Here is a 22,091-nt window from a genome sequence, read left to right as displayed (position 1 = left end):
ATTGTAAGTATAGACCTTAGTCAATGCTGGTTATTTGACCTAAGTCACGTTTTGTTTTTTGCCACAGAATTTGTAAGAAAATATGAATAAGGAGTACACATGTAAGCTGAAACTGGTCTGAAGAGGCATTATTAAGTCCCAGGTGATTGTATTGCTCCCTAAGGTCATGTAATCTGCTGCCCATCAGCTAGAAATTGCTTTAAAAAACGCGACGAATCGGGAAATCCTGCAGGTAACCTCGGTCAAAAAGTCGCACTAGTCCCAATAGATTATTAACGGAAACCCGCTAATTTAATGGTAAAGCAAGCCAAAAAAATTCTTCTCCAGGAAGAAATTAATCCGAATAAGCGTACGCAAAGTGCAACAGAAGCACGACACCGTAATGCCACAACGACGCCAGAGATGAGACGATTCATACAAGGTTCTGACTTTTCTGTGACTCAACTTGCCAAAGTGCTGAACATCAGCGAAGCCACCGTACGTAAGTGGCGCAAGCGCGACTCTGTCGAAAACACCCCAAATACACCGCATCATCTCAACACCACACTCACTCCATTGCAGGAATATGTCGTGGTCGGTCTCAGGTACCAGCTTAAGACACCTCTGGACAAACTCCTCAAGATCACCCAGAAGTTTATCAATCCCAATGTGTCACGTTCTGGATTAGCCCGTTGCCTGAAGCGATATGGGGTCTCAAAGGTAGGCAGTATCGAAAGTCCTTTGGTTCCTGAGCGTTATTTCAATCAGCTACCAGTCATTCAGGGAAGTAACCTCGAAACCTACACCTTACACCCGGATACTTTGGCCAAGACCATAGCCGATGACGATCAAACCAGCGTGGTTCAGGTTGTGTCACTGACCATACCGCCACAACTAACCAACGAGGAACCCAGTTCGATACTGCTCGGCATAGACACAAGCAGTGACTGGTTGTACTTAGATATTTACCAAGATGGCAATACCCACGCCACCAACCGATACATAGCTTATGTGTTAAAGCATGGGCCGTTTCATCTGCGTAAGTTGCTTGTTCGCAACTACCACACCTTTTTGCAGCGTTTTCCAGGTGCCAGACTCAGTCATGGGCATGTCACACAAAACGTTGAAACTAACAACAAGACGCCTGAGAATCAGGCACCCAGTGGAGACTCATAATGAGCCAGACCTCTAAACCTTCAAAGAAGCCTTTAGCGAGTGATAAAAAATCAGCACCAGAGTCAGTACAAGACTCGACAGCCGATAAGCGTCTAAACAAACGTCTTAAAGATATGCCCATCGCCATCGTAGGCATGGCAAGTATCTTTGCTAACTCTCGTTACCTGAATAAATTCTGGGACTTAATCAGTGAAAAAATCGATGCAATCACCGAATTGCCATCGACTCATTGGCAACCCGAAGATTATTACGATGCCAATAAGAGTACGCCTGACAAGAGTTACTGTAAGCGTGGTGGCTTCCTGCCAGATGTCGACTTCAACCCAATGGAATTTGGCCTGCCGCCAAATATCCTGGAGTTAACCGATACATCGCAGCTGCTCTCTTTGATCGTGGCTAAAGAAGTGTTAGCCGATGCAAACCTTCCTGAAAGTTATGACAGAGATAAGATTGGTATCACACTGGGTGTGGGTGGCGGACAGAAGATCAGCCACAGCTTAACGGCCCGTCTTCAGTATCCTGTACTCAAGAAAGTATTCAAAAATAGCGGCATCAGTGACACTGACAGCGAAATGCTGATCAAGAAATTTCAGGACCAGTACGTACACTGGGAAGAGAACTCATTCCCTGGCTCACTGGGTAACGTTATCTCGGGTCGTATCGCCAACCGTTTCGACTTAGGTGGCATGAACTGTGTGGTCGACGCCGCTTGTGCTGGCTCGTTAGCCGCTATGCGTATGGCCGTCAGTGAACTAGTCGATGGTCGCTCAGAGATGATGATCACAGGTGGTGTGTGTACCGATAACTCACCTTCTATGTACATGAGTTTCTCCAAGACTCCTGCATTTACCACCAACGAAACCATTCAACCTTTCGATATCGACTCGAAAGGCATGATGATAGGTGAAGGTATCGGCATGATAGCGCTTAAGCGTCTCGAAGATGCCGAGCGTGATGGTGACCGAATCTACTCAGTGATTAGAGGCATAGGCTCATCATCGGACGGTAAATTTAAGTCTATCTATGCACCGCGCCCAGAAGGTCAAGCAAAAGCTCTCCACCGCGCCTATGACGACGCAGGTTTTGCACCTCACACTCTAGGCCTTATCGAGGCTCATGGTACTGGTACCGCCGCCGGTGACGCCGCTGAATTTGCCGGCCTGTGCTCGGTATTCAGCCAAGGCAACGATACTAAGCAACATATCGCCCTAGGCTCGGTGAAATCTCAAATAGGTCATACTAAATCGACCGCAGGTACTGCCGGCCTAATCAAGGCATCTCTTGCGCTGCATCATAAGGTACTTCCTGCCACTATCAACATCAGTGAGCCTAGTCCTAAGCTTGAAATTGAGAACTCACCATTTTATCTCAATACCGAGACACGTCCTTGGCTACCACGCGCAGATGGCACGCCGCGCCGCGCGGGTATCAGCTCATTTGGTTTTGGTGGCACAAACTTCCACTTCGTGTTGGAAGAATACACTAAAGAGCACAGCCGAGATGACGGAGAGAAAGCTAAGTATCGTCAACGTCAGGTGGCTCAGAGCTTCCTTATTAGTGCAGCGACAAAAGATGCGCTTATTAGTGAGCTAAACAGCTTGGCTATAACTGCGACAACAGATGGGTTCATCCTAGCCACAGCTGCTGCGAACTATGCACTGCGTGAGCTTGATGCTAACGCACCTCGTATTGGTTTAGTGGCTAACACAAGCGATGAACTGGCAACACAGATCAAGCAAGCAGTCGCTAAGCTAGCCGGCAGTAATGATAGCACTTGGCAGTTACCTGGTGGCACCAGCTACCGTGCATCGAGTGTTGAGGGGAAAGTCGCCGCGCTATTCGCCGGCCAAGGTTCTCAGTATCTTAATATGGGTCGCGACCTTGCCTGTTACTACCCTGAGATGCGTCAGCAATTAGTGACCGCCGATAAAGTCTTTGCCGCCAATGACAAAACGCCGCTTTCACAGACACTTTATCCAAGGCCTGTGTTTAATAAAGACGACCTGAAAGCCCAAGAAGCGATACTGACCAACACCGCCAACGCACAAAGTGCCATCGGCGCCATCTCTATGGGTCAGTATGAGCTATTCACCGCCGCTGGTTTCAATGCCGACATGGTTGCAGGACACAGCTTCGGTGAACTAAGTGCTCTGTGCGCAGCTGGTGTTATCTCCAGTGAAGATTACTACCAGCTCGCATTTGCCCGTGGTGATGCCATGGCCACTAAAGCCCCGGCCAAAGACGGCGTAGAAGCTGACACTGGCGCTATGTTCGCTATTCTTCACCAAGGAAAGGGCACTAAGTCTGCTGAAGACTTAGCAACACTTGAAGCGACTATCGCTAAGTTCGATGGGGTTAAAGTCGCTAACTACAATGCACCGACTCAATCAGTCATTGCTGGTCCTACTGTTTCTACCGGTGAAGCGGCCAAAGCACTTAGTGAGCTTGGATATAAGGCGATAAACCTGCCTGTATCTGGCGCATTCCACACTGAGCTCGTTGGTCACGCTCAAGCACCATTTGCTAAAGCGATTGATGCTGCCAAGTTCAGTAAGCCAAAACGTGCGCTGTATTCAAACGCGACGGGTGAGCTTTATGACAATACCGCCGCAAAGATTAAGGCCTCGTTCAAGAAGCATATGCTGCAATCGGTACACTTTACTGCGGAACTTGAAGCCATGTATAACGCAGGCGCCCGTATATTTGTTGAGTTCGGTCCAAAGAACATTCTGCAGAAGCTGGTACAGGGCACCCTTGCTGATAAGGCGCTTAATGACAAGAATGTCATTAGCACTATCTCTATCAACCCAAGCCCTAAAGGTGATAGCGATCTTCAGCTTAAGCAAGCCGCGGTTCAGATGGCCGTTGCAGGCATCAAGCTCGACAATATCGATCCGTACCAGGCTGAGATTGCAGCACCAGAGAAGAAGTCTCCAATGAGCATATCTCTTAATGCAGTCAACCATATCAGCAAGGCAACACGCGCCAAGATGGCGAAGTCATTAGAGACTGGCACTGTGACTAGCACGACGATTGTTGAAGAAAAAATCGTCGAGAAAATAGTTGAAGTAGAAAAGGTCGTTGAAAAAATTGTGGAAGTAGAAAAAATTGTGGAGATTGCAGTACCCGTGTCTAATAACCAAATGTCTAGTAATCAAGTTGTAGGCACGCCAACAACTGTAAATAGTGAGCCTTCAGCGGCTCTTAGCGTTAGCGGCGATGCGTTAACTCACTTCTTTGCAGCCCAGCAGCAAGCTGCAGAGCTTCATCAACAGTTCCTGGAGATCCCCCAGCAATACGGTGAGACCTTCACCACCTTGATGACAGAGCAAACTAAACTAGCTGGCGCAGGTATTGCGCTCCCAGAGAGCCTACAACGCTCTATGGAGCAGTTCCACCAGCTTCAGTCGCAAACTCTGCAAAGCCATACTCAATTCCTTGAGATGCAAACAGGCAGCAACACTGCAGCACTAAATATGCTTAACGGCACGCCGGCAGCGCTCTCTACACAAGCAACAGCCCAACCAGTTAAAACTCTTGCTCCTGTTCAAGCTGTAATTGCGCCTATAGTAGCGCCAGTTCAGGTTGCAGCACCAGTAGTAGCGCCTATTGCTAAAGCCGAAGTAAAACCTGCAGCAGTACAAGCACCTAAGCCTGTACAGACCGTTAGCCATCAGGCTGCTCCAGTACCGTCAGTAGTGACACCAATGGCTCCGACTAATGCTAGTGCCGCTGAGGGCTCACTCTCTGCAGAGAAGGTTCAAGCAACCATGCTTGAAGTGGTTGCCGAGAAGACTGGTTACCCAACTGAGATGTTAGAGCTTGAGATGGATATGGAAGCCGATTTAGGCATCGACTCTATCAAGCGTGTCGAAATACTGGGCACAGTACAAGATGAACTTCCAGGTCTGCCAGAGCTTAACCCTGAAGATCTAGCCGAGTGTCGTACATTGGGTGAAATCGTAGCGTATATGAACTCTAAGCTACCTGCTGGAAACTCTACAGCAACAAGCACAAGCGCCGCTGGCTCTGCTAATACAAGTGCCGCTGCAGCTCTTTCACAAGCCGCTGAGGGCTCACTCTCTACAGGTCTTAGTGCAGAGAAAGTACAAGCCACTATGATGTCTGTCGTAGCAGAGAAGACTGGCTACCCAACTGAGATGTTAGAGCTTGAGATGGATATGGAAGCCGATTTAGGTATCGACTCTATCAAGCGTGTCGAAATACTGGGCACGGTTCAAGACGAGCTACCGGGTCTTCCTGAACTAAATCCTGAAGACCTTGCCGAATGTCGCACATTGGGCGAAATCGTTGCTTATATGAACTCTAAGTTGCCAGCTGCAGGGACTAATACAAGTACCGCCGCGGCGCCTGCTGCTCAAATAAGTTCAGCTCCAGCAACGAATGGTCTTAGTGCAGAGAAAGTACAAGCCACTATGATGTCAGTGGTTGCTGACAAGACTGGCTACCCAACTGAAATGCTTGAACTGAGCATGGATATGGAAGCCGACTTAGGTATCGACTCTATCAAGCGCGTCGAAATTCTAGGTACAGTTCAAGACGAGCTACCGGGTCTGCCTGAGCTTAATCCTGAAGATCTAGCCGAGTGTCGCACATTGGGCGAAATCGTAACCTACATGAATAGTAAACTTCCTTCAGGAAGTTCAACTACTCAAGCAACAAGCGCCGTAGGCTCTTTACCTTCACAAGCCGCTGAGGGCTCACTCTCTACAGGTCTTAGTGCAGAGAAAGTTCAAGCGACTATGATGTCAGTGGTTGCCGACAAGACTGGCTACCCAACTGAGATGCTTGAACTGAGCATGGATATGGAAGCCGATTTAGGTATCGACTCTATCAAGCGCGTTGAAATTCTAGGTACTGTTCAAGATGAGCTACCGGGTCTGCCTGAGCTAAATCCTGAAGACCTTGCCGAATGTAGAACTTTAGGTGAAATCGTTACTTATATGGGCAGTAAACTGCCGGCTGATGGCTCTATGAACTCTCAAGAGGCTGATGTTGCTAGTACTGTATCGTCTGCTGCTAGTGGTTTAAGCGCAGAGAAAGTACAAGCGACTATGATGTCAGTGGTTGCCGACAAGACTGGCTACCCAACTGAGATGCTTGAACTGAGCATGGATATGGAAGCAGATCTTGGTATCGACTCAATCAAGCGAGTTGAGATTTTAGGTACAGTACAAGACGAACTGCCTGGCCTGCCTGAGTTAAACCCTGAAGATCTAGCCGAGTGTCGTACACTAGGCGAAATCGTAAGCTACATGAATTCCAAACTTGCTGAAGGCTCTAAGCTATCTACAGCTGCTGCCCTAGGCGCTGCTGTATCTGGTGCTGTTAAGTCTATTGCTAATACCATCAGCTCCTCACTTGAGCTTCCACCTCACAGCGAGGTAACGCTAAAAAAGCTTAATGCGGCGGACACGATTAAAAACTGTTTCGCCGCAGACGCAACTCTTGTGATCACCGATGATGGTCATAACGCCGGCGTGTTAGCAGAGAAACTGACAAAGCAAGGTCTTAAAGTAGCCGTTATACGTCTACCTGAGGGCAATGCTCAATCACCACTTAACAGCGATATCGCAAGCTTCCAGGCAAAGAGTACTGATGAAGCGGGTATTAGCGCCGTTATTGCTCAAATAGAACAGCAACTCGGTCAAATTGGTGGATTCATTCACCTGCAGCCTGAAGCTGATAGCAAGAAAAAAACTGATGCCGTTAACCTAAGTGATGAGAGCTTCACTCATGTTAGCCAAGCGTTCCTTTGGGCTAAGCTACTTCAGCCAAAGCTTACTGCGTCAAGTGATAAGCGCCGCAGCTTTGTCACCGTCAGCCGTATCGATGGTGGCTTCGGTTACTTAAACGCAGAAACTCTGCAAGATGCCGAGTTAAACCAGGCTGCTCTGGCAGGTTTAACCAAGACACTCAGCCATGAATGGCCAACCGTCTTTTGTCGTGCACTGGATATCGCAGCAAACTTAGATGCAACTCATCTTGCTGATGCAGTCACAGCTGAGCTTTTCGATAATGTCACTCAATTGCCAGAAGTGGGTTTATCACTCGACGCTAAAGGTAACGTTTCACGTACGACCTTAATTGCAGGCGTAGCGAGCAGTAAACATGCTGCACCTGAACTAAACAGTGCAGATAAAATACTGGTGACCGGGGGAGCTAAAGGCGTGACCTTCGAATGCGCCCTTGCCTTAGCCAAGCGTACAAAGTCTCACTTTATCCTTGCAGGACGTAGTGAGCTACTTGCTATCCCGACATGGGCTGAAAACAAGCAGATCAGCGAACTTAAACCTGCTGCCATTGCTTACATCATCTCTACGGGTAATAAGCCGACACCTAAACAGGTCGAATCCTTAGTGTGGACAGTTAAAAGCTCAATCGAGATAAACACAGCGCTTGAGGCTTTTGCCCAAGTAGGTGCAAGTGCCGAGTATGTCAGTATGGATGTCACAGATTCTGCTGCTATCTCCAAGGCGCTTAAAGGAAAAAGTAACGACATTACCGGTCTTATCCACGGTGCAGGCGTACTTGCCGATAAGCATATTCAAGACAAGACCATTGAAGAATTAGGGCGCGTTTACGGCACTAAGGTTAATGGTCTGAAGGCTGTGTTGGCTGTACTGGATTCGAGTAAGGTGAAACTGCTTGCCATGTTCTCATCGGCTGCAGGTTTCTACGGCAATACAGGTCAGAGCGACTACGCCATGTCAAACGACATCCTCAACAAGGCGGCACTGCAGTTCACTGCACGCAACCCGCAAGCTAAAGTGATGAGCTTTAACTGGGGCCCTTGGGATGGCGGCATGGTGAATCCAGCACTGAAGAAGATGTTTACCGACCGTGGTGTGTACGTTATCCCTCTCAAGGCTGGCGCCGAGCTATTTGCCACCCAACTATTGAGCAAAACGGGTGTGCAATTGCTTGTTGGTACTTCGATGCAGGGCAGCGACGGCTCTCAATCAAAAAACGCTGAAGGCTCTGCTACAGAAGGTTCTTCTGTAAAAAAGCTTAATGCGGGTGAGGTGCAACTTGCATCGCGCCCGCTAGCACCTGTTTCTTTAACGCCTCTGACGTTAACAAGAGCCTTAAACCCTAATGCTATGGTCTTTATTCAAGACCACCGCATTAGCGGTAATTCAGTGCTACCAACAGTGTGCGCAATCGCGTGGATGCGCGAAGCGGCAAGCGAAATGCTCGGCTCTCGCGTAAAAGTGCTCGATTATAAGCTGCTTAAAGGGATCATCTTCGAAAATGATGATGTTCAGGAGATAACACTTGAACTGACGCCACTAGAAGGTGCCCAACCAAAGCAAATGAGCGCGATGATCACCTGTCAAGGACGTCCGCAATACAAGGCGACCTTAGTTTCATCTCAAGGTGATACTCCAGTGCCTAAAGTGTTCGACTTAGGCTCTGAAAAACCAGTAACGACTGCGAGTGAACTTTATAGTAACGGTACCCTGTTCCACGGACCTCGTTTACAGGGCATTGAGAAGATATTGCAGTTTAATGATTCGGGTCTGTTAGCCAGTTGCCGTTTGCCAAACGTGAGTGATAAAGATTGCGGTCATTTTGTCGCGACGACTCACATTGGCGGCAGCCAACCCTTCGCCGAAGACTTGCTTCTACAAGCCATGCTGGTGTGGGCGAGACTCACGTACGGTGCGGCCAGTCTGCCATCGGCTATCGGTGAGTTTATCTCCAACAAACCCATGGCCTTTGGTGAGTCTGGATTTATCGAGCTTGAAGTGGTTAAAACCAGTTCTCGTTCACTCCAGGCTAATGTCGCACTTTACCATGAAAATGGCGAACTCAGCGCTATGATGAAGGGGGCAAAAGTCACCGTCAGCAAGAGCCTGAATGATGCCTTCTTGGCGGAGCCTTCAGCGGCTCTTGATAAAGCAAGTGAGGCTAAATAGTGAATCCGACGCTTAATGCTCAACAGCAGCAAGCGCCTCAAAAAGTAGCGATGCCACTACGCATCGCGCTTTTAGTGTTGCCGTCGACAAGACTATCTTGCGATAGTCTGTCGGCTAATCCACTCGAGGTACTGCTACCTGAACTCTATCAATCAGGACTGCTATCTTCTAAAGAAGGGGTTTCTCAAAAAGAGGCTTTAGAGCAGATTGTTAACATTGAAGTCGATGATTTCGAGGCTAACCTCAAGGCTAGCATTCAAGCTATCGATGAAGGAAAACTAGTTCAATTATCGACACCGAGCCAGTCCCTGTTGATGATGCCTGCGCTCAAGGCGGCGCAGCTGAGAATCCATCCTCATGCGCAGCTCGCGGCGATACAACAAGGTAATGACGGTGTACAGCAGACCATGGCGCTTGCACTGGCTCAGGCCAAACGCGATAGCGCCACTGTGAGTAAGATTGAAAATCTGCATGATCTTAACAGCCAGCAGAAATTTACAGCTGTTCATCAGTTGATCACCGAACTTGCTTTTCGAACTAGATTTAGAGATGAAGTAAACCAGGGTGTCACACTGGGCCCTAAACAGGCCAAGAGTCACTACTGGTTTACGCAAAATCATCAGGCAAGAGTGACTGCGGTCAACTTCTCTCATTCAGTTAACAATATTTCGGCAGGCAAACAGATTAATACCAGCTTTATTATTACCCAAGGTACAGGTTTTATTGCGCCAAAATCGATTGTCGACAGTCAGCGCTTACAGCTTGTACTATCGGGTGATACTCAAACTGAGCTATTAACCGCCCTCAACCGTCTCAAGGCAGAACTTCTGGCTGAGCCTAACTCAGATTCTGTGCTCACTGTGATGAGAGATAATCTTATCGCGTTCGAGCAGACCAACACCCGTTACGCCGTCACACTCCAAGCAAGCTCAGTTGACGCTATGCAGCTTGAACTCAACGCTATGATAGAAGCATTGCCAGCGGTAATGGCTGAGGACGGCCTGCATAGCTACAAGACGCCTGCAGGCAGTTACTTCACTTCGGAGCCATTGGGCAATGTTGAAAAAGCGGGTCTTGCCTTCGTCTATCCTGGAGTGGGTACTGTTTATGCCGACATGTTTAGCGAGCTTCACAGATACTTCCCAACACTCTACTCACGACTAGAGCGTGAGGGCGATCTCAAGTCTATGTTGCAAGCCGATGCGATCTATCACTTAGACGCTAAAGTTGCCCCGGCCATGCCCTTAGGCGATCTGGCTATTGCCGGTGTAGGCAGCAGTTATCTGCTGACTCAACTCTTGATGCAAGAGTTCAATATCACCCCAAACTTTGCCTTAGGTTACTCCATGGGTGAAGCCTCTATGTGGGCCAGTCTTGGCGTATGGGACAATCCCCATGATTTGATAAGCAAGACCCAAACGGATCCCTTGTTTACCACCGCCATATCCGGACAACTGACCGCAGTGAGGCAAGCATGGAAACTGAACAACACAGATAGCGACATAGTCTGGAACAGCTTCGTAGTACGTAGCCCTAGCGAACCGATTAAAGCACTGCTACCTGAATTCCCCCGGGCATATCTGGCCATCATTCAGGGAGATACCTGTGTGATCGCGGGTTGTGAAATTCAATGCCGAGAACTACTGAGCAAGCTGAAGAAGCGTGGCATAGCCGCTAACCGAGTGACTGCTATGCACACGACACCTGCGATGGAAGAGCACGGCAACGTGATTGAGTTTTATACTCAACCACTGTGTGAAGAATTACCACAAGATATCAAGTTTATCAGTGCTGCGAGCCTGTCTGGTGACAGGCGCGATAAGGCCGTCAACGAAGCAGGCGCTATTGATAGCAATATGATTGCCCAGTCTATCGCCGATACCTTCTGTAATACCTTGGACTTTACCTCGCTAATCCATAGCGCTCAACGACAAGGCGCTAAGCTATTTGTCGAACTGGGCGCAGATAGACAAAACAGCACCTTGATCGACAAGATAGCTAAGCTCGACAGAAGCTGCGGTGCCGAGGCGAGCAGCTACCCATGCTGCACAGTGCCAGTCAACGCCAAAGGCGGAGATGACATCACTAGCCTACTAAAGGCATTGGGACAACTTATCAGTCATAGAGTGCCGCTATCACTGCAACCTCTCATCGATGGACTCAACCGAGAGATTGCGATTCGAGAATTGAACTCTACGGGTTTAACCAATCACAATGGCATCGTCTCCGGTGAGCCCGATGCACACAAATTACTCAAAGGGGAAGTTTAATGTCCTTCTCGAATAAGAATAGAGACAAGCCTTCAAGCAAACAGATAAAAATCGCCATAGTGGGTCTAGCCACCCTCTATCCCGATGCTAAAAGCCCACAGGAGTTTTGGCAGAATCTACTCGATAAGCGAGACTCTCGCAGTATCCTAACCAATGAGAAACTAGGGGCTAACACCCAAGATTATCAGGGTGTTCAGGGCCAATCAGACCGCTTCTATTGTAATCAGGGTGGCTACATTGAAAACTTCAGCTTCGATGCCACAGGTTATCAACTACCCAGTGAGAGCTTGTCGGGCCTGGATAACAGCTTCCTTTGGGCGCTGGACACCAGCCGTAAAGCACTTATCGATGCCGGGATCACCTTAAACAGTCCCTCTTTAGCGCGCACGGGGATCATCATGGGCGCCTTGTCATTTCCGACAACCCGCTCAAATGATCTGTTTTTGCCTATCTATCACAGCGCCGTTGAAAAAGCCTTGCAAGATAAACTTGGCAACAAGGGCTTTAAGCTCAACCCAACCAATGCTCACACACAAAGAGTCCGCAGCGAAACGGTTATCGATAATGCCAATGGGGCTATCGCTCACAACGCCTCGAAGGTCGTTGCCGATGCCTTAGGTTTAGGCGCTGTTCAACTCAGTCTCGATGCCGCCTGTGCCAGCTCTGTCTATTCGCTAAAACTCGCGTGTGATTATCTCACCGCGGGCAAGGCCGATGTGATGTTAGCCGGCGCCGTTTCTGGCGCCGATCCTTTCTTCATCAACATGGGCTTCTCCATCTTCCATGCCTATCCGGATCATGGCTTCTCGGCACCGTTTGACAGTGACAGTAAAGGCTTGTTCGCCGGTGAAGGTGCTGGCGTCATGGTACTCAAACGATTAGATGATGCCGAGCGTGATGGTAATAAAATTTATGCAGTCGTCAGTGGCGTCGGCCTGTCCAACGACGGTAAAGGCCAGTTTGTACTGAGTCCTAACCCTAAAGGACAAGTTAAAGCCTTTGAACGTGCCTATGCAGCCAGTGATATCGAACCTAAAGATATCGAAGTGATCGAGTGTCACGCCACAGGCACGCCACTGGGTGACAAGATTGAGCTTACGTCCATGGAGACCTTCTTCGAAGACAAGCTTGCCGGCACCGATGCGCCGCTAATTGGCTCGGCTAAGTCTAACTTGGGCCACCTGCTCACTGCTGCTGGCATGCCTGGGGTCATGAAGATGATCTTCGCCATGAAAGAGGGAGCATTGCCGCCGAGTATCAATATCAGCAATGCCATCGAATCACCTAAGGGTCTGTTTAGCGCAAACACGCTACCCAATCAGGTACAATCCTGGCCGGTGAAACCAGGAAACAAGCTGCGCCACGCCGGCGTATCGGTATTCGGTTTCGGTGGCTGTAATGCTCACCTGTTATTGGAATCCTACTCTATTCAACATGAAAACGCCGCGATACCCACGCCAATTACCGCCGATCCTGAAGCGATGAAAATAGTCGGTATGGCGTCTCATTTCGGTCCATTGAGCAGTATCAATAAGCTCAATAATGCCATTGCATCAGATACTGACGGCTTTATTTCGCTACCGATACAGCGCTGGAAAGGTTTAGATAAACACCCTGATCTACTGGCAGAGTTTGGTCTTAATGCAGCCCCTAAGGGAGCCTATATCGACAGCTTCGAGCTAGATTTTCTACGCTTCAAGCTGCCACCAAACGAAGATGACCGTTTGATCTCACAACAGCTTATGTTGATGAAGGTAACCGATGAAGCTATCCGTGATGCCAAGTTAAAGCCTGGGCAGAAAGTCGCCGTGTTAGTTGCCATGGAAACCGAGCTAGAACTGCACCAGTTTCGCGGCCGGGTTAACCTGCACACTCAACTGCAAGAGAGCCTTGCAGCCATCGGGGTGACCTTAACCGGTGATGAATACCTAGCCCTGGAAGCTATCACCATGGATAGCGTACTCGATGCGGCTAAGCTCAATCAATACACCAGCTTTATCGGCAACATCATGGCCTCGCGTATCGCATCCTTATGGGACTTCGATGGCCCGGCATTTACCATCTCAGCCGCAGAGCAATCTGTCAGCCGCTGTATCGATGTCGCGCAAAATATGATGGCCAGTGAAGCGCTCGATGCTGTCGTCATCGCCGCAGTTGACCTTTCAGGTAGTTTCGAACAGGTGATACTGAAAAACAGTATTGAACCTGTTGCCTTTGATCCCGCGACGAACACAGGCTGGAATGTGGGTGAAGGTGCCGGTGCAATAGTACTTGTCCCTGATGCAGCTAGCACAGATGTAAGCACTTCTTATGGCCAAATTAGTGCACTCGCCTTCGGCAGAGCAAACGAATCGAATCTTGTCACCGATAAGTTATTGACTCAAGCCAGCGTTGACATTAGCACCATAAAGCTCGTTGAAACCAATATCGCACCAGGAAGTTCATCTACAACATCTGTCTCTTCGCTAAGTGCATTTCCTAATGCGATTGGCACCAGCGCAGATAGCCGCATCGGACACAGCTTCGCCGCTGCGGGAATGGCAGGCCTGCTTCATGGCCTACTAAGCCTGTCCAAACAGAGTAATGCTGGCAGTGCACTTGTGGTGAACATCAATGAAGATCAACAATCTCAACTGCTGTTAAGTCAAACAGCGAGTGAAAACAATGCGCTTAAATCACGCTTAAGCAGTGAGCTCAAGTCCGATGCTAAACATCAATTGCTCAAGCAAGTGACCTTAGGTGGCCGCGATATCTATCAACATATCGTCGATACACCACTGGCAAGTTTACCCTCAATTCAGATGAAGCTTGCCCAAGGCAGTGCTTCATCTGTGATTAAGCAGCACAAGCCATTGGTCACGCGCCCCGCTCAAGCAAGAGTGCAAACAGCATCGCAACATATCGAAGCAGCACCTGTGAGTCCTACCCCAGTATTAGGTACCCCTATGACAAATAAAGTAATAATAACGCCAAGTACACCAATTGACGTCTCCGCAGGTGACTTAGCAGCATTCCAGCAAAACCAGCAGCTCACACAGCAAGCTCATCAGGCATTTTTAAAGAGCCGTTCAGCTGGCATGAAAGTGGCCGACGTTCTTCTGAAACAGCAGCTTGCCCAAGAGATAGCCCAGGCAACTGGCCAAACAGGCTCAACACATACTCAAGCACCCTCTGTACAAGCACAATTTGTTACTGCACAAGCGCCTGCGGCTGCTAGCTCTTTACAACAAGAGAATGAATTAGCGCCGGATCACGCTAACATAGCGCCCTATATAGCGCCGACACCTGAACTTAAACCTTGTATCTGGAACTATGCCGACTTGGTTGAATATGCCGAGGGTGATATCGCTAAGGTGTTTGGCTCAGATTACGCCATCATAGACGGCTATTCTCGTCGCGTACGTCTACCAACCACAGATTACCTGCTGGTATCTAGGGTGACTAAACTCGATGCCACCATGAATCAGTATAAACCCTGCACTATGACCACAGAGTATGATATCCCGGTTGATGCACCTTACTTGGTCGACGGTCAGATCCCTTGGGCCGTAGCGGTAGAGTCTGGTCAGTGTGACTTGATGCTTATTAGCTACTTAGGCATTGATTTCGAGAACAAGGGCGAGCGTGTCTATCGCCTGCTTGATTGTACCCTCACCTTCCTTAGCGACTTACCTCGTGGCGGCGATACCCTGCGTTATGACATTAAGATCAACAACTATGCCCGTAACGGCGATACCCTGTTGTTCTTCTTCTCTTACGAGTGTTTCGTTGGCGATACCATGGTCCTCAAGATGGATGGTGGCTGCGCAGGCTTCTTCACCGATGAAGAACTGGCCGACGGTAAGGGCGTGATTCACACCGAAGATGAGATAAAGGCACGTAATTTAGTCGTCAAGCAGACCTTCAACCCTCTGCTGGATTGCCCTAAAACCAGCTTCAACTATGGCGATATCCACAAGCTTCTCAATGCTGATATTGCCGGTTGTTTCGGTGCCACTCATGCAGGTCCGACACAAGCATCGCTTTGCTTCGCATCAGAAAAATTTCTGATGATCGAACAGATCAGCAAGGTCGAACGCACAGGCGGCGCCTGGGGCCTAGGTCTCATCGAAGGTCATAAGCAACTAGAGCCAAATCATTGGTACTTCCCGTGTCACTTCCAGGGTGATGAGGTGATGGCCGGTTCTCTGATGGCTGAAGGTTGTGGTCAATTATTGCAGTTCTATATGTTGCATCTTGGTATGCACACCCAAACCAAGAATGGCCGTTTCCAGCCACTGGCAGATGCCTCACAGCAGGTACGTTGTCGCGGTCAGGTATTGCCACAATCTGGTGTGCTGACTTATCGTATGGAAATAATAGAAATCGGTTTCAGCCCACGCCCTTACGCTAAAGCCAATATCGATATCATTCTTAATGGTAAGACAGTTGTAGACTTCAAGAACTTGGGAGTCATGATCAAGGAAGAAGATGAGTGTGTTCGTTACCCTAGCCTGATCACTGAAACGGCTACAAATACTCAGCATGCTTCTGGTAGCACAGCGAAGATTGTTCGCCCTAACGCCCCCTTGATGGCGCAAATCCCGGATCAGACTAAGATTCCTAATAAGGGCGTTATTCCTATCCAGCATGTCGAGGCCCCTGTTACCCCTGATTATCCAAACCGTGTGCCTGATACCGTGCCGTTTACCCCATATCACATGTTTGAGTTTGCTACCGGTAACATAGAAAACTGTTTCGGCCCCGAGTTCTCCATCTATCGCGGTATGATCCCACCACGCACACCTTGTGGCGATCTGCAGGTGACGACACGCGTGATTGAAGTCAACGGTAAGCGCGGTGAATTTAAGAAGCCTTCATCTTGTATCGCCGAATACGAAGTCCCAAGTGATGCCTGGTATTTTGATAAGAACAGCCATGAAGCCACCATGCCGTACTCGATATTGATGGAAATATCCTTGCAGCCAAATGGCTTTATCTCGGGCTACATGGGCACCACACTTGGCTTCCCAGGCTTAGAGCTTTTCTTCCGTAACTTAGACGGTAACGGCAAGATGCTAAGAAATATCGACCTACGCGGTAAGACAATTCGTAACGACTCTCGTCTGCTGTCTACTGTGATGGCCGGCACCAACATCATCCAGAGCTTCAGCTTCGAGCTGAGCACTGATGGCGTACCTTTCTACGAAGGTAAGGCGGTATTTGGTTACTTCAAGGGCGACGCCCTCAAAGACCAGTTAGGTCTGGACAATGGTAAGGTCACTCAGCCATGGCATGTGGCTAAAGGCATAGCAGCAGATTATACGGTAAACTTACTCGACAAGAGCAGCCGTCACTTTAACGCACCACAAGATCAGCCACACTACCGCTTAGCCGGTGGACAGCTTAACTTTATCGATAAGGTCGAGATAGTCGATAACGGCGGCACCGAAGGTCTTGGTTATCTTTATGCCGAGCGCACAATCGATCCGAGTGACTGGTTCTTCCAGTTCCACTTCCATCAGGATCCTGTTATGCCGGGTTCTCTTGGTGTTGAAGCTATCATAGAAACCATGCAGACTTACGCCATCACTAAAGATTTGGGCGCTGGATTTAAAAACCCTAAGTTCGGTCAGATCTTGTCAGACATCAAGTGGAAGTACCGTGGACAGATCAATCCACTGAACAAGCAGATGTCTATGGATGTCAGCATCACCTCGATTAAAGATGTCGATGGTAAGAAAATCATCACAGGTGACGCCAGCCTGAGTAAAGATGGTCTGCGTATTTACCAAGTGTTTGATATTGCCATCTGTATCGAAGAGTCTTAAAAACACCGTTTTTAAGACTAAGTTAATGGCTAAAGAAGAGCGCTTTAGTCATTAACGGCTTAACAGCACAAGAATTAAAGATTAATGAATGTGAAAGAGACACAGCTAAACTGCTTCACATTGAACTAAAAGAATTACTTTAAGGGTCAAGAATGAATCCTATTACAACCAATGAAAAGCTTTCTCCTTGGCCTTGGTCGGTTACCGATGCCAATATCAGTTTCGATGTCAATACCATGGAGCGACAACTGAAAGATTTCAGCCGCGGCTGTTATGTCGTTAACCACAGTGAGAAAGGTGTCGGCATCGCACAGGATGCGGCCTTAGCCTCAGAACAAGGCGCAAATAGCAATGCACACCCTGTCAGCGCATTTGCACCGGCTTTAGGCACAGAAAGCCTGGGCGACAGTAACTTCCGCCGCGTACACGGTGTAAAATACGCTTACTATGCAGGCGCTATGGCCAACGGCATCTCATCTGAAGAGCTAGTTATCGCCCTGGGAAGAGCAGGCATCTTATGCTCATTCGGTGCTGCGGGTCTTATTCCAAGCCGCGTAGAAACCGCAATAAACCGTATCCAAGCCGCCCTACCGAACGGCCCTTACATGTTTAACCTTATTCATAGCCCGAGTGAGCCAGCATTAGAGCGTGGCAGCGTCGAGCTATTTATCAAGCATAAGGTTCGCACCGTAGAAGCCTCAGCATTTTTGGGACTCACACCTCAAATCGTCTACTACCGCGCAGCTGGGCTTAGCCGTGATAGCCATGGCAATATTGTTATCGCCAATAAAGTTATCGCTAAAGTCAGCCGCACCGAAGTGGCTGAGAAGTTCATGATGCCAGCCCCGGTCAAGATGCTACAAAAATTGGTCGATGACGGCTCGATTACGCCTGAGCAGATGGAACTGGCGCAACTTGTTCCTATGAGCGATGACATCACGGCCGAAGCGGATTCTGGCGGACACACAGATAACCGTCCATTAGTGACTCTGCTGCCGACCATTTTGGCATTGAAAGAAGAAATTCAAACCAAGTATCAATACGACACGCCGATCCGCGTCGGTTGTGGCGGCGGTGTGGGCACACCTGACGCAGCTTTAGCGACCTTCAACATGGGCGCCGCCTATATAGTCACAGGCTCGGTAAACCAAGCCTGCGTCGAAGCCGGAGCCAGTGAGCACACTCGCAAGCTGCTGGCGAACACTGAGATGGCCGATGTGACCATGGCACCCGCTGCCGATATGTTCGAGATGGGCGTCAAGCTGCAGGTAGTTAAGCGTGGTACGCTTTTCCCTATGCGAGCCAACAAGCTCTACGAACTCTACACACGTTACGACTCTATCGAAGCGATTCCGACTGCTGAGCGTGAGAAGTTAGAGAAGCAAGTGTTCCGCTCATCTCTTGATGAGATCTGGGCCGGCACAGTGGCGCATTTTAATGAACGTGATCCTAAGCAGATCGAGCGCGCCGAGGGGAATCCTAAGCGTAAGATGGCCCTTATCTTCCGCTGGTACTTGGGGCTTTCCAGCCGCTGGTCAAACTCGGGCGAAGTGGGCCGTGAGATGGATTATCAAATCTGGGCAGGTCCAGCATTGGGCGCATTCAACCAGTGGGCTAAAGGCAGTTACTTAGATAACTACCAGGACCGTAACGCCGTCGATGTGGCCAAACACCTAATGTATGGCGCAGCTTACCTTAACCGAGTAAACAACCTGACCTCACAAGGGGTTAAGTTACCGACTCAGTTACTGCGCTGGAAGCCGACACAGAGAATGGCTTAAGGGCAGCCTAGAGCTGAAAGAATAGCAAGCTTCGAGGAAAAGCTGTTGTGAGTTGTAAGCTTTAAGTTCACAACTGAAAATCAAAAGCCATCGAGCATCTATAGATGCCGATGGCTTTTTTAGTTATACAGACTAATGCCAATTGGTATTAGGAAGTTAACGTTAGAAGTTAAAGTTAACTTTTGCCGTATAGGTAGTTCCGTCGAAACCATATGGCAATGCACGAACCGGATACTTGAATGCTTGATTAGTAATAAAATCGAGTGATTCATTGGCCCCTAACTCGTCCGGAGTAACATCGAAGATATTATTGATACCCGCAGAGAAGCTCAGTGACTCAGTAAACTGGTATTCAATATTGATATCGACCAAAACGGCAGCTTCCACTATGCTGGTAGGCAAAAATGAACCCGTTGGCGATAACTCATCGGGTAAGCCTATATGATCGTTACCAAAATAGGTGACGTTGGTTTCTCCGAAGTAGTTAGCTCTGATCATTCCGCGCCAATCATTTTTACTGTAGTCGAAAGTTAAGGTCGCACGCTCTTTAGGCTGACCATCGGTCAAGAAACTGCGCTGTAGATCGTCGAGTGCCACATCTTCAGGAATGCCTTCTGCCGCATTAACACTGTCTATCTCAGTTTCATTGAGGTTACCCGCCAACGTAGCATTAAAGTCACCCGCAAACATTTGGGTACCATAGGTCACAATCAAATCTAAGCCTTGAGTCGTCGAATTTACCGAATTAGAGAAGTAGTTAGCCTGATCAGCCCCGGTAGCATTTAATGCCGCTACAGCTTCAGGACTAAAGGCCACATCTTCGGCAGTAAGTAGACTACCCAAGGTTATTCTATCTTTAATCTTAACCTTATAAGCATCTAAGGTGACCGAGATCTCTTCCGTCGCATTAAAGACAAAACCAAGACTCAAGTTTTCGGAGGTTTCAAGGTCTAAGCTCTCAACACCTAATGCCGACGGGAAAGCTGAACCTGCTGTAGCCGTGAATGAATCAGAAAGCACTCCCCCTGGACCTAAGTTAGTCGTATAAGCGGTATAAGCACTTTGCTGCAGAGACGGCGCTCTAAAACCGGTAGAAACTGCGCCGCGTAGAGCAAAGTCATCGGTGACTTCATAGCGAGATGATACTTTCCACACCAGATCACTACCCGCATCGGAGAAGTCTTCGAACCGAGCCGCCGTTCCCAAAGACCACACATCCGTTAATTGAGTCTCAAGGTCAAGATAGAAGGCATAGCTATTACGATCGGCCTTACCTGCTGCGTCGGGTCTCAAGCCCGGATATGCCTGAAAACCACAACCTGCGAACACATCAGGATCCATAACCGATGGAAAAGCGCTATCGGCGTTAGACATACCACAGGAATAAGATGCAAGTTCACCCGCAACAATTTCATAATTTTCGCTACGGTACTCGGTACCAAACGCGACATAGAGAGGTTCATCCCAACCGATATCGACAAAACCGTTAATGTCAGCATTCAATGTCGTCTGATCGAAACGGAAACCACCGGAATAACCCGATGTAGGACCTGAATTAGCAGCGATATCTGCATCGCTGGCATCAGGATTATTATAAAGGTATTCGGCAGCATATGACGCATTGATACTATTTCTGGAATCGAAGTCATAGCGGTTTTGGCCATAAACACCAGAGACATCAAATTGCCAATCATCATTGATATCACCACGCACGCCTGCGGCGACAGAGATATCCTGTGCTTCATTATAGATACGAGGCAGGAAGCCATCTGGGTACACTTGAGCTATGTTTTTAGACGCTTCATTGAAGTTTCTCCAAAAACCATTGCCTAAGGCTGTACGATTTGAATATCCACCAAAAGAGTATAGTTCCACCTCACCCACAGGCATCATGGCATTATAGAAAACCGACTGAAATTCAGAGGCTGCATTACCTTGACCCCAGCGAACTTCATCGGACAGAGTGCCTGGAGCTATAGTGGGTGAGCCACCTATATCGGGTTGGGCGCGGTTAGTGCCATCGTCATCTCGGTACTCTAGAGACAAGTTGATAAAACCGCCGTCATCACCAAGATCAAAACCGGTATTGAGTCCAACAGAATAGTTATCACCATCGCCTTCCCCCGTTGTGCCGCCTTGCAAGTAACCTGATGTCTCACCTGTGGTGTCCTTGAGTGATAGATTTATCACTCCGGCTATGGCATCTGAACCATATTGCGCCGCGGCGCCATCACGCAGTACCTGCACATCTTTAAGGGCGATAAGCGGAATAGCATTCATATCGGTACCCGCAGCGCCAGCTCCAACGGTACCGTTAAGGCCAAAAATAGCCTGATTATGGCGACGCTTACCATTGATTAACACTAAGGTTTGATCAGGCTGAAGCCCCCGTAATGTCGCAGGGCGAAAAAGATCTGAGCCATCGGAGACCTGAGTTCGACTGAAATTGAATGAGGGGACACTCGCCTGCAGGCTCTGACCTAACTCGGTAAACCCACCGCGGCTAAGGCTTTCTGCACTAATAATGTCGACAGGAACAGCTGACTCGGTAGCCGTACGACTCGATACCCGGCTACCAAGCACAGATATTTTTTCTACTTTCGCATCTAATTGTTCCACTTCGGCTGTTTCAGCGTAAAGGTTGCTACTCATTAAAGCTAAAGTAATGGCTAGCGCAAAACCATTTGGTTGAAGTCTTGTGTTTTTCATACTACTTCCATTTTTTATTATAAGGTCTCTGCCGCCGTTCAGCTCATCAGTTCAAAAGGCCACTTATCGATGAATATTTTCCATACCCTATTCACCAAAATCCGATTAGGCATCTAGATATTTATGCACTTCCAATGGATATAATGTCAACATATTTATCAATATCTGAACAAAGCCCACAAGAAGGCAACATAAGAATCATTCAGCCTCTAGTTTCGCCGATGAAACAAACACACCCTTTGATGACCCAGTGCCTGTAATAATGGTAAATTTCAGATGTAGGTATATTCAATGGAAGGAGTAATAGAAGACACTGGTACCTACTGGTATAAAACCTAGATAGAGCAAGCTCCTATGATCTACTCACAAGATCAGGACATAGCCCGGACAGTGGTTTCTTATATTAAGTGAAAACACTAATAC

General features: G+C 48.5%; 6 protein-coding genes. 5 read left to right on the top strand and 1 reads right to left on the bottom strand.

The window, feature by feature from the left end; all coding sequences use genetic code 11:
• The first annotated feature begins 294 nt into the window (after positions 1–294).
• The 5 genes from FS373_RS05000 to pfaD all read left to right on the top strand — a co-directional run bounded on the left by FS373_RS05000 (position 295) and on the right by pfaD (position 18,959).
• Positions 295–1,155: a transcriptional regulator gene (locus FS373_RS05000; RefSeq protein ID WP_185976868.1), complete on the top strand. Its 861-nt coding sequence runs from the start codon at positions 295–297 to the stop codon at positions 1,153–1,155.
• On the top strand, positions 1,155–9,098 hold the full coding sequence (locus FS373_RS04995; protein WP_144047508.1) for a type I polyketide synthase: 7,944 nt from the start codon (positions 1,155–1,157) through the stop codon (positions 9,096–9,098). Before FS373_RS05000 ends, FS373_RS04995 begins: the two co-directional genes overlap by 1 nt.
• Positions 9,098–11,368, top strand: coding sequence for a PfaB family protein (locus tag FS373_RS04990; RefSeq protein WP_322619447.1), 2,271 nt, complete (start codon positions 9,098–9,100; stop codon positions 11,366–11,368). Before FS373_RS04995 ends, FS373_RS04990 begins: the two co-directional genes overlap by 1 nt.
• Positions 11,368–17,178, top strand: a complete 5,811-nt coding sequence (locus tag FS373_RS04985) for a beta-ketoacyl synthase N-terminal-like domain-containing protein (RefSeq protein ID WP_152828869.1) — start codon at positions 11,368–11,370, stop codon at positions 17,176–17,178. The genes FS373_RS04990 and FS373_RS04985 overlap by 1 nt, the downstream gene beginning before the upstream one ends.
• A gap of 152 nt (positions 17,179–17,330) precedes the next feature.
• Positions 17,331–18,959 (top strand): eicosapentaenoate synthase subunit PfaD, encoded by a 1,629-nt coding sequence (gene pfaD, locus FS373_RS04980; RefSeq protein WP_144047511.1) that lies wholly within the window; start codon positions 17,331–17,333, stop codon positions 18,957–18,959.
• Between the two features lie 162 nt (positions 18,960–19,121).
• Here the strand turns inward: pfaD and FS373_RS04975 are convergent, their stop codons facing one another.
• Positions 19,122–21,668, bottom strand: coding sequence for a TonB-dependent receptor plug domain-containing protein (locus FS373_RS04975; RefSeq protein WP_144047512.1), 2,547 nt, complete (start codon positions 21,666–21,668; stop codon positions 19,122–19,124).
• Positions 21,669–22,091 lie beyond the last annotated feature (423 nt).

The sequence above is a fragment of the Shewanella sp. YLB-07 genome (assembly GCF_009377275.1).
The sequence above is the reverse complement of the archived record's forward strand: the minus strand, read 5'-3'. Positions and strand labels throughout refer to the sequence as shown.

Coding starts and splice junctions, on each gene's coding strand:
- FS373_RS05000 (WP_185976868.1), top strand. CDS start 295: ATGGTAAAGCAAGCCAAAAAAATTCTTCTCCAGGAAGAAATTAATCCG.
- FS373_RS04995 (WP_144047508.1), top strand. CDS start 1,155: ATGAGCCAGACCTCTAAACCTTCAAAGAAGCCTTTAGCGAGTGATAAA.
- FS373_RS04985 (WP_152828869.1), top strand. CDS start 11,368: ATGTCCTTCTCGAATAAGAATAGAGACAAGCCTTCAAGCAAACAGATA.
- pfaD (WP_144047511.1), top strand. CDS start 17,331: ATGAATCCTATTACAACCAATGAAAAGCTTTCTCCTTGGCCTTGGTCG.
- FS373_RS04975 (WP_144047512.1), bottom strand. CDS start 21,668: ATGAAAAACACAAGACTTCAACCAAATGGTTTTGCGCTAGCCATTACT.